Consider the following 10355-nt stretch of genomic DNA (forward strand, 5'->3'; position numbering starts at 1 on the left):
GTGTTGCTCCTCGGATGGTCAGCGGCGGGTCATCAGCAGCGTCACGGTGCGCGGCCGGGTGGGCAGGTACTCCAGCTCGAACGCGTCGCCGAAGAGCTCCTTCTCCTCGCCCGGGGCGATCATCGGCGCCATCTTCTGGCCGCCCTTGAGCTGCGTCTTGTCGCCCTGGAAGCAGAACAGCAGGACCTTGCCGCCGGGGCGGCTGAGCCGGTGGATGGCCCGGGCCACCGCCAGGCGCTCCTCCCCCTCGGTGTCGTTGAGCGCGCCGAAGTCGCAGATCAGGTCGTAGGAGTCGGCGAGCCCCGGGATCGGGCCGGCGGTGATGTCGGCCTGGGTGAACGTGCACCGGTCGGCGACGCCGGCGGACGCGGCGCGGGCCCGGGCGCGGCGCAGCGCCACCGGCGAGAAGTCGACGCCCACGACCGGGCCGAAGCCCTTGGTGGCCAGGTAGACGGCCTCGGCGCCGGTGCCGCAGCCGAGGTCCAGGGCGCGCGGAAACTCGGTCGGGGTGAGCCGGCCGGACTCGACCAGCTCGGTGAGGTGCGGACGCACCTCCTTGTCCCACGGGGCGGCGTTGAGCCGGTACAGGGTGTTGTAGAACCAGGGGCGCAGCCGCATCAGGACGTCCTTCCGTTCGTGGTCGGCGACGTCGGTTCCAGGTCCGTGGCGATCCCCTTGAGCACCGTCGCCTGCTCGTCGTTGAGGAAGAAGTGCTGGCCCGGGAGGACCCGCACGTCGCAGGGGGCGGAGGTCAGCGCCGACCAGTCCGGCAGGGTGTCCGGCGGGGCCTCCGGGTCGTCCGCGCCGCCGTAGACGGTCAGCGGGCAGGTCATCCGGGGGCCGGGCCGGTACCGGTACGTGTCGGCGGCCTCGAAGTCGGCGCGCAGGACGGGGGTCACCAGGTTCAGCAGCTCCTCGTTGGCGAGCACCTCCTCCGGCGTGCCGGCCAGCTCGCGCAGCCGCTCCTTGAACTCGGGCTCGGGCAGCTGGTAGTCGTACTGGGCCAGCGGGTGGGGCAGCTGCGGGGCGCGCTGACCGGAGACGAACAGGTGGGTGGCGGGCCGGCCGTGCAGGTGCTCCAGCCGGCGGGCCAACTCGAACGCGACCAGCGCGCCGAGGCTGTGGCCGAAGATGGCGTACGGCCGGTCGATGCGGGCCAGCAGGATGCCCATGACGTCCGCGGTGATGGCGTCGACGCTGGTCAGCGGCGTGTCGACGATCCGGGCGCCCCGGCCGGCGTACTCGACCGGCACCACCTCGATCGAATCGGGCAGCTCCCGCTGCCAGCGGCCGTAGATGCGCATCGCGGAGCCGCCGGCGTACGGCAGGCAGAAGAGCAGGGTCCTGGCCACCGCTCAGCCCTCCGTCGGGCCGGCGGCCCGGCCGTGGGTGGCGGCTATCGTGCGGAACTGCATGTTGGAGGTCCCCTCGTAGATCTTGCCGACTTTGGCGTCCCGGTAGAACTTCTCCACCCCGTGCTCGGGGACGAAGCCGTTGGCGCCGAGCGTCTCCACTGCCAGGGCGGCGGCCCGCTCGGCCACCTCCGAGGCGACGTACTTGGCCATGGCGGTGGCGCGCAGCCGCTGCGCCGGCGTGCCGCCGTGCTGCAGCAGCCGGGTGGTGTCGTAGAGCAGGGCCCGCGCGGCCTGGAGTTCGGCGGCGAGGCGGGCCAGCGGGAACGCCACCCCCTGGAACCCGGCGATCGGCTGGCCGAACTGCTCGCGGCGGGCCGCGTACCCGGTGGCCGCGTCGAGCACGCCGTCGGCCAGGCCGACGAGCTGGGCGGCGATGCCGACCTTGCCGACGTTGAGCGTCTCCACCGCCAGCAGCTCACCGCCGCCGGGGCGGCCGAGCACGTCGCGCCTGCCCAGCCGCACCCCGTCGAAGACGACGTCGCAGGTGGAGCTGGCCTTGATGCCCATCTTCGCGATCGGCGGCCCGACGGTCAGGCCGGGGGTGTCCCGGTCGACCAGGAACGCGGTCAGGCCCGCGTCGGCGAGCCGGGCGAAGACGATGAACAGGCCGGCCTCCGCGGCGCTGCTGATCCACCGCTTCGCCCCGTTGAGGACGTACCCGCCGCCGTCGGCGACGGCCGTGGTGCGGCTGGCGAAGGCGTCGCTGCCGGCCTCGGGCTCGCTGATGGCGTACGCGCCGACGGTGCCGTTGGCCAGCCGGGGCAGGTGCCGGCGGCGGGCGTCGCCGTCGCCGTGGTGCAGCAGCGCGCTGGCGACCAGGGCGTTCTGCACGTCGACGAGGACGGCCACGGCCGGGTCGACGCGGGCGATCTCCTCGATGGTGAGCACGGTGGCGAACAGGTCCCGCCCCCCGCCGCCGTACACCTCGGGGACCTCCACCCCCATCAGCCCGGCGGCGAAGAGCTCCCGGACCAGGTCGGGGTCGATCCGGGCGGCCTCGTCCATGGCGCGGACGCGGGGCGCGACGGCCTCGGCGGCGAACCCGCGGACGGTGTCGCGCCACTTGGCGTCCTCCGGCGGCAGCCAGGTCACCGGCTGCGGCACCCCCGGGTCGGTGGCGATGGTCATCGGGGTGCCTCCTCGGTGTCGGCGTCGGCCGCCGGCCCGCCGGCGCGCGCGGACCGGGTCACGGCGGTGAGGAAGGCCGCGAGGTCGTCGCGGCCGAGCCCGGCGAGCGGGAAGTCGCTCGGGCTGACCGCGCCGGCGCCCGGCCGGGCGCAGTGCTCGGCCAACTCGTCCAGCGCGGCGGTCAGCGCCTCGGCCAGGTTGTCCAGGGTGGCGACGTCGGCCGGGCCGGCGGCCGGGGCGGACAGCTCGACCGCCAGCTCGCCGGCGGCGAGGTGCCCGGTGACCAGCAGCCGGCGCCCCGTCCCGTCGTACGCCCGCGGCGCCCCCGCGGCCTCCCCGGCCGCTCCCGGTGCCCCGTTGAGGTCGCCGAGGTGCCGCACCAGCAGCTGCGCGGCGCCCCTCGCGTCCGTCCGGGTCGCGGCGGTTCGCGCGGCGGCCCTGTGATGGTCCTTCACGGCCGGGATCAGCTCCGCCAGGTCCGCCGGGAGGTCCAGGGTCAGCGGGGCGACCGTGGCGTACGGGCCGACCGCGCCCGTGACGTCGAGGTCGCCGACCCCGTCGGCGCGCAGGTCGTGCTCTACGTCCACGGTGGCCCGGTCGGCGCCGGTGGCGCGCAGCGCGGCGGCGAGCGCGGCGAGCACCACCTCGTCGGCGGCCAGCCGGTACGCCCGCGACGCCGCGTCGAGCAGCGCCGCCGCCCGGGTGGCCGGCACCCGCACCTCCCGCCGGTACGCGGGCGCGCCCGGCACGGCGGGACCGAGCGGAAGCGGCGCGCTGTCGGCGTCGCCGCCCGGGATGGCCTCGTCGGCGCCCTGTGGAGCTGCCCCGTTCGCGCTACCGGCGGCGACGGGCGTGCCGTCGTCGGCAGTAGCCGTGCCGCCGGACTCGGCGGTGGCGGCCGGACCGGCGTCGGCGGCGGCCAGGCGTTCGGCCCAGCGGCCCAGCGGCACCGGCGCGGCGGGCAGCTCCGGGTCGGCGCCGTCGGCGGCGGTGTCCAGGGCGCGACGTAGGTCGGCGTAGAGCGGCGGCCAGGAGCGGGCGTCGACGGCGAGGTCGGCGACCAGCCAGACGAGGCGGCGCTGCCCCTCGCCGAGGTCGAACAGGGCGGCCCGGGTCAGCGGCCCGCCGACCGCGTCCAGTTCGTCCCGGATGTCCGCGACCATCTGGGCGCGGGCGGTCTCCCGCCGGGCCTCCGGCAGCGGCGCCAGGTCGATCAGCGGCACGTACGGCTCGTCCTCGACGCCGACGCGCTGCCGCCAGCCGTCCGCGCCGGGCACCAACCGCAGCCGCAGCGCGGGGTGCGCGGCGAGCAGGGCGGCCAGCACCCGGCCGGCGGCGTCGGAGTCGACGCCGGCGGGCACCGGCAGGTCGAGCACCTGCACGCCCAGCGGACGGGACGGCCCGTCCGGGCCGACGAGCGCCGCCTGCCACGGGGTGAGCGGGAAGGTGCCGCCCGTGGCGTCCCGCCCGGCGGCGGTGGCGCGGGCGGCGGCGACCGCGGCGAGCTCGGCGACGACCTGGTGGGCGAACAGGTCGGCGGGGGTGATCTCGATGCCCTCGGCGGTGGCCCGGCCGACGATCTGGATGCCGGTGATGGAGTCGCCGCCGACGGCGAAGAAGTTGTCGAACGGTCCCACGTCGGGCTGTCCCAGCACCTCGCCGATCAGCCGGGCCAGCAGCAGCGCGGTCGGGCCGGCCTCGCCGGTCGGGGCCTGCTCGCCGGCCAGCCGGGCCGGGTCGGGCAGGGCTGACCGGTCCACCTTGCCGTTGGCCGACAGGGGCAGCCGGTCCAGGGCCAGCACGAACTGCGGCACCATGTACGAGGGCAGCGTCTGGGCCGCCTCCTCGCGTACCGCCTCGACGAGGGCGTCCCGGTCGGCGTCCGGGTCGGCGGGCACCACGTACGCGACCAGCCGCCGGTGGTGCCGGTCGCCGGGGGCGGCGGCCACGGCCGCGGCGACGCCGGGGTGGCGGGCCAGGGCGGCCTCGATCTCACCCAGCTCAATCCGGTAGCCGCCGATCTTGACCTGGAAGTCCTCCCGGCCGAGGAACTCGATCGTGCCGTCGGGCCGCCACCGGCCCAGGTCGCCGGTGCGGTACAACCGCTCCCCGGTGACCGGGTGGGTGACGAACCGGGCGATCGTCTTCTCCTCGTCGCGCCAGTACCCGTCGGCCAGGCCCACGCCGCCGATGAACAGCTCGCCGGTCACCCAGACCGGGCACTCCTGCCAGCGGTCGTTGAGCACGTGGAAGCTCTGGTTGCGCATGGCCCGCCCGTACGGGATGGACTCCCAGGACGGGTCCACCTCGCCGATCTCGTGGCAGATCGACCAGATCGACGCCTCGGTGGCGCCGCCGAGGCTGACCGGCAGGCAGGACGGGGCCAGCTCGCGCAGCCTGCCGGGCAGGTCGACGGGGATCCAGTCGCCGGACATCAGGAACAGCCGCAGCGAGTCCAGCGCACCCGCCGGGCCGTGGCCGGCGACGTGGTCGGCGAGCATCTGGGCCAGCGCCGGCACGGAGTTCCAGACGGTGACCCGGTGCGCGGTGACCAGGTCCACCCAGTGGCCCGGGTCGCGGTTGCTGCCGTGCCTCGGCAGCACCAGCCGGCCGCCGGCGCCGAGCAGCCCGAACACGTCATAGACGGACAGGTCGAAGCTGAGCGAGGACAGGCCGAGCGCGGCGTCGTCCGGGCCGATCGACCAGCGCTGCGTCACGTCGTCGATCGTGTTGCGGGCGGCCCGGTGGCGGATCATCACGCCCTTCGGCGTGCCGGTCGAGCCGGAGGTGAAGATGACGTACGCCAGGTCGTCGGGGCCGGCGACCGGCTCCAGCGGCCTGTCGCTACCCCGCTTGAGTGTGGCGTCGAGGTCGACGACCAGCTCGGTGACCCCCTCCGGCCAACTGCGCCGCGGGCCGCCGGCCCGGGCCAGCACCGCCCGGCAGCCACCGAAGGTGACCAGGTGGTCCTGCCGCTCCTCCGGCAGGTCCGGGTCGACCGGCAGGTACGCCGCGCCGGAGAGCAGCACGCCGAGCGCGGCGGCGATCTGGCTGGCCGACTTGTCCACCGCGACGGCGACCAGCTCACCCGGTTGCACCCCGAGTTCGCGCAGCTGCCGGCCGATGGCGCAGGCGTGCCGGTAGAGCTGGCCGTAGGTGACGGTGCCCTCGGCCGAGACCACCGCGGGCCGCTTCGGATCGCGTACCGCCCACTCCACCAGCGGGCCGTGCAGCAGGCCCTCGGCCGCCGGGCCGGCGGTGTCGTTGGCCGCCGCGACCAGTTCGAGCTGGGCGGCCGGGCGCAGGTCGCCCGGGTCCCGGGTCCAGGCGGACTCGTCCCCGGAGAGGGCGGTGGTGAGCCGGCTGAACGCGGCGAAGATCTCGTCGAGCACCCCGTCGGGGAACAGCTGGCGCACGCCGTGCCAGCTCATCCGCACCCCGTCGGCGGTCTCCAGCAGCGCGAAGTCGAGCCACACCTGCGGGGTCTGGGCGACCTCGTGGACCATGTCGCCGAGCCAGCCGAACCAGGTCTCGTCGCCCGGCTCGCTCTCCTGCACGACGGTGCTGGTGAACACGACCGGCATGACCGCGCCGGCGGCGCCGCCGCGGGCCCGGGCCATCTCGCGCAGCACCTCGACGCCGCTGACGTAACGGTTCTCCAGGTCCTGCCAGCTCTGCTCCTGCAGGTGCCGGGCCAGCCGCTCGACGCTGCCGGCCGCGACCAGGTCGACCGGGAGCAGGTCGAACGAGGCGAACTCGCCGACCAGGTCGCTGACGTGCGGGTGCACCGGCAGCCGGTTGGTGACGGTCATGTTGACGGTGAACCGGCCCGAGCGGCACCAGGCGCCGAGGGCGTACGCGTAGACGGCGAGCAGCACCGACGACGGCGTGAGCCCGTACGCCCCGGCACGGTCGGTGATCCGCTTCCAGGTGGCCTTGTCCAGCTCCAGGTCGAAGGAGATCGGCTCGGGGCGGGTGACCGCGGCCGGCGCGACCGCCAGGGGCAGGTCGGGCCGGGGCGGCAGCTCGGCGATGCGCTCCCGCCAGTACTCCAGGGAGCGCTGGTGCAGCGGGCTGCCGCGCAGCTCCTCGGTCGCCAGCACGTAGTCGCGGTAGGACAGGTCGAGCGGGGCGAGGCCGCCGATGCCCTGGTGGATGCGCCGCCAGTCGCGCGAGACCAGGCGGATGCTGCCGATGTCGGCGATCATCAGGTCGAAGCCGAGGTGCAGCCGGGTCCGGCCGCCGGGCAGCAGGGTGGCCCGCACGTCCCACAGCGGCCACACGTCCACGGGGCGCATCTGGTGGGACAGGGTGTCGCGCAGCTCGGCGAGGACCCGCTCGACCTCGTCGGCGGGGCGGTCGCGCAGGTCGGTGGCCTCGATGACGTACGGGCCGGGGTCGGGCAGGATGCGCTGGCGGCCGTCGTCGCCGACGACGGCGCGGAGCATGCCGTGCCGGCGGATCACCTCCCGCCAGCTCTCGGTGAGCGCGGCGAGGTCGACCTCGCCGGTCTCGACCTCCCAGTAGACGTGCGCGGCGACGTTGCCACCCTCGACGCTGCCGAGCCGGCCCAGCCACTGCGCCTGCTGGATCTCGGCCAGCGGGAACGGCTCGTGCAGGTGCTGCGGGTCGGGGTCGGCCAGCGGCAGGCCGGGGTCCGGTTCGTCGGCGTCCTCCTCGCCGGTGCGGGCGGCGGCCACGAGGGCCGCCACCCCGGCGACGGTGGGGGAAGCGAGCATCTCGCGCAGCCCGATGCGGACGCCGAACGCCTCGTTGACCCGGGCCACCACGCGGGTGGCGAGCAGGGAGTGCCCGCCGAGCTCGACGAAGTTGTCGTCCACGCCGACCGGGGCCACCCCGAGCAGGTCCTGCCAGATGGCGGCGACGAGGCGTTCCCGGTCGTCGCGGGGGGCGACGTACGGGGTCTGCACGTTCGGCCGCCCGTCCAGCGCGGCGGCGGAGTCGGCGGTGGGCTCGTCGGCGCCGCCCAGACCGGCGAGGTCCAGGGTGCCGGCGCCCGCGCCGGCGTCCGGGGTGATCCAGTAGCGGCGGCGCTGGAACGGGTAGCCGGGCAGGGACACCCGCCGGCGGGGCCCGCCCTGCACCGCCTTCAGGTCGACGTCGACGCCGGCCGCCCAGAGCCGGGCGAGCAGCGTCGCGCCCGGGTGCGGCCCGGCCGGCGGGTCGCCGGGCGCGGGCAGGCTGGCCAGCACGGTGGCCTCGCGGCTGACCTGCCGGGCCAGGGTGCCGAGCGTCTTTCCGGGGCCGACCTCCAGCAGCACCGCGTCGGGGCCGGCGACCAGGGCGACGGCCGCGCCGAAGCGGACCGTGTCGCGGACGTGCCCGGCCCAGTACGCCGGGTCGGCGGCGTCCCGGTCGGTGATCCAGTCGCCCGTGCGGTTGGACACGAAGGGGACGGTGGGCGCGGCGAACCGGGTGCCGGCCAGCTCGGCGGCGAACGGTTCGAGGACCGGTTCCATCATCGCGGAGTGGAACGCGTGCGAGGTGTGCAGCCGCCGGTGCTGCACCCCGCGCTCGGCGAGGACGCGTTCCAGGGCGGCGACATCGTCGTGGGGGCCGGAGACCACGCACAGCTCGGGGGCGTTCGCGGCGGCCAGGGACAGCGCCGGGGTGAGCACCTCGCGGGCGTCGTCCTCGCCGAGGGCGACCGACAGCATCGCGCCGGACGGCATGGCGGCCATGAGCCGGCCCCGGGTGGCGACGATCCGGGCCGCGTCGGCCCGGTCGAGGACGCCGGCGAGGCAGGCGGCGGTGATCTCGCCGACGCTGTGGCCGATCATCGCGTCGGGGGCGACGCCGAGGCTGCGCAGCAGCGCGGCGGTGGCGTACTCGACGGCGAACAGGGCCGGCTGGGCCAGGTCGGTGGACTCCAGCCGGCGGGCCGCCTCGTCCGGGTCGCCGCCCTCAGGGAAGAGGACGGTGCGCAGGTCCAGGCCCAGGTGCGGGGCGAGGTCGTCCGCCACCGCGTCGAGGGCCTCCCGGAACGCCGGCTCGGTGGCGTACAGGTCGGCTCCCATGCCCGGGTACTGGCTGCCCTGGCCGGGGAAGAGGAAGACCAGCCGGGGCCGGTCGACGGCGGTGCCGGTGACCGTGCGGGCCGGGTCGGCCAGCGCGGCGGCGGCCTCGGCGGCGTCGGCGGCGACCACGGTGCGGCGGTGCCGGGCCGCGGCCCGGCCGCGGTGCAGCGTCCAGGCGACGTCGGGCAGCGGCGGGGCGTCCGGCTCGGCCAGCGCCGCCGCGAGCGCGGCACCCGCCGCGTCCAGCGCCTCCGGGGTACGCGCCGACAGGGTGATCACCTGCGCGGCGCGCGCCGGCGCCGGCAGCGGCGCGGGCGCCGGGGCCTCCTCCAGGACGACGTGGGCGTTGGTGCCGCCCATGCCGAACGAGCTGACGCCGATGCGGCGCGGGGAGTCGGTGGCCGTCCACTCGCGCAGCTCGGTGTTGACGGCGAACGGGGAGGCGTCGAAGTCGATCTCGGGGTTGGGCTTGTCGAAGTGCAGGCTGGGCACCAACTCCCGGTGCTTGAGCTGGAGCACCGCCTTGATCAGGCCGGTCACCCCGGCGGCGACGTCGAGGTGCCCGACGTTCGACTTGACCGATCCCAGGGCGATCCCGCCGCGGGTCCTCACCCGGGAGGCGAAGACCTTGTTCAGCGCGGTGACCTCGATCGGGTCGCCCAGCGGGGTGCCGGTGCCGTGCGCCTCGACCGCGCCGACGGTGGCCGGGTCGACCCCGGCGATGCCGAGGGCGGTGGCGACCGCGCGGGCCTGACCGTCCACGCCGGGGGCGGTGTAGCCGACCTTCGCCGAGCCGTCGTTGGTGACCGCGGTGCCGCGGATGACGGCCTCGACGTGGTCGCCGTCGGCGAGGGCGTCCTCCAGCCGCTTGAGCACCACCACGCCGACGCCGCTGCCGAACACAGTGCCGGTGGCGGAGGCGTCGAACGGCCGGCAGTGCCCGTCCCGGGAGAAGATCAGCCCCTCCTCCCACAGGTAGCCGCTGGGCTGGGGCAGCCGGACCGCCGACGCGCCGGCGAGGGCGACGTCGCACTCGCCCTCCAGCAGCGCCTGCACGGCGGTGTGCACCGCGACCAGCGACGACGAGCAGGCCGTCTGCACGGCCACCGCCGGCCCGCCCAGGCCGAGCTTGAAGCTGACCCGGTTGGGCAGGTAGTCCTTGTCGTTGGTGATCAGCAGTTCGAGGGTCTCGCCGATGGTGCCGGCGACCCGCCCGGCGAGCACGTTGTTCAGCAGGTACGTCGACAGGGCGCTGCCGGCGTACACGCCGACGGTGCCGTCGATCGCGCCGGGGGCGTACCCGGCGTCCTCCAGGGCGTGCCAGGAGCACTCCAGGAACAGCCGCTGCTGCGGGTCGATCAGCGCCGCCTCGCGGGCGTGGTAGCCGAAGAACGCCGCGTCGAACTCCTCGATCCCGGCGAGCACCGAGGCCGCCCGCACGTACCGGGGGTCCGCGAGGGTCTCCGCCGGGACGCCCCCGGCGCGCAGCGTCTCGTCGTCCCAGTACGTGATGGACTCGACGCCGGCGCGCAGGTTGCGCCAGAAGGCACCGATGTCGGGGGCGCCGGGGAACCGCCCGGCCATCCCGACGATGGCGATGTCGTTACTCATCGGGTCGGCCTTTCGTTCGCGACTGCGGGGCTCCGCTCCGCTGCACTCCTCGCGCTCACCGGTGCCCGCCTTTCGTTCGCGACTGCGGGGCTCCGCTTCGCTGCACTCCTCGCGCTCACCGGTGCCCGCCTTTCGTTCGCGACTGCGGGGCTCCGCTTCGCTG

At 75.7% G+C, this 10355-nt stretch carries 4 protein-coding genes; all 4 read right to left on the reverse strand.

Translation table 11 applies throughout. From position 1 onward, the window contains the following. Positions 1 to 18 precede the first annotated feature (18 nt). Genes ACGFIZ_RS11740 through ACGFIZ_RS11755 form a run of 4 tightly spaced genes read right to left on the reverse strand, consistent with a single transcriptional unit; the run spans position 19 to position 10192 of the window. A complete protein-coding gene (locus ACGFIZ_RS11740) occupies positions 19 to 618 on the reverse strand; it encodes a class I SAM-dependent methyltransferase (RefSeq protein ID WP_393418328.1) in 600 nt (199 codons plus the stop codon). Then, positions 618 to 1352, reverse strand: a complete 735-nt coding sequence (locus ACGFIZ_RS11745) for a thioesterase II family protein (RefSeq protein WP_393418330.1) — start codon at positions 1350 to 1352, stop codon at positions 618 to 620. Before ACGFIZ_RS11745 ends, ACGFIZ_RS11740 begins: the two co-directional genes overlap by 1 nt. 3 nt (positions 1353 to 1355) lie before the next feature. Then, a complete protein-coding gene (locus tag ACGFIZ_RS11750; RefSeq protein WP_393418332.1) occupies positions 1356 to 2543 on the reverse strand; it encodes an acyl-CoA dehydrogenase family protein in 1188 nt (395 codons plus the stop codon). Next, entirely contained in the window at positions 2540 to 10192 is a 7653-nt protein-coding gene (locus ACGFIZ_RS11755; RefSeq protein ID WP_393418334.1) for an amino acid adenylation domain-containing protein, read from the reverse strand. The genes ACGFIZ_RS11750 and ACGFIZ_RS11755 overlap by 4 nt, the downstream gene beginning before the upstream one ends. Between the last annotated feature and the right edge of the window lie 163 nt (positions 10193 to 10355).

This window comes from Micromonospora sp. NPDC048830 (genome assembly GCF_043198215.1).
GTDB lineage: Bacteria > Actinomycetota > Actinomycetes > Mycobacteriales > Micromonosporaceae > Micromonospora.

What these genes read in the sequence shown, in the direction of transcription:
- ACGFIZ_RS11740 (WP_393418328.1), bottom strand. Translation starts at nt 618, where the DNA reads ATGCGGCTGCGCCCCTGGTTCTACAACACCCTGTACCGGCTCAACGCC.
- ACGFIZ_RS11750 (WP_393418332.1), bottom strand. Translation starts at nt 2,543, where the DNA reads ATGACCATCGCCACCGACCCGGGGGTGCCGCAGCCGGTGACCTGGCTG.
- ACGFIZ_RS11755 (WP_393418334.1), bottom strand. Translation starts at nt 10,192, where the DNA reads ATGAGTAACGACATCGCCATCGTCGGGATGGCCGGGCGGTTCCCCGGC.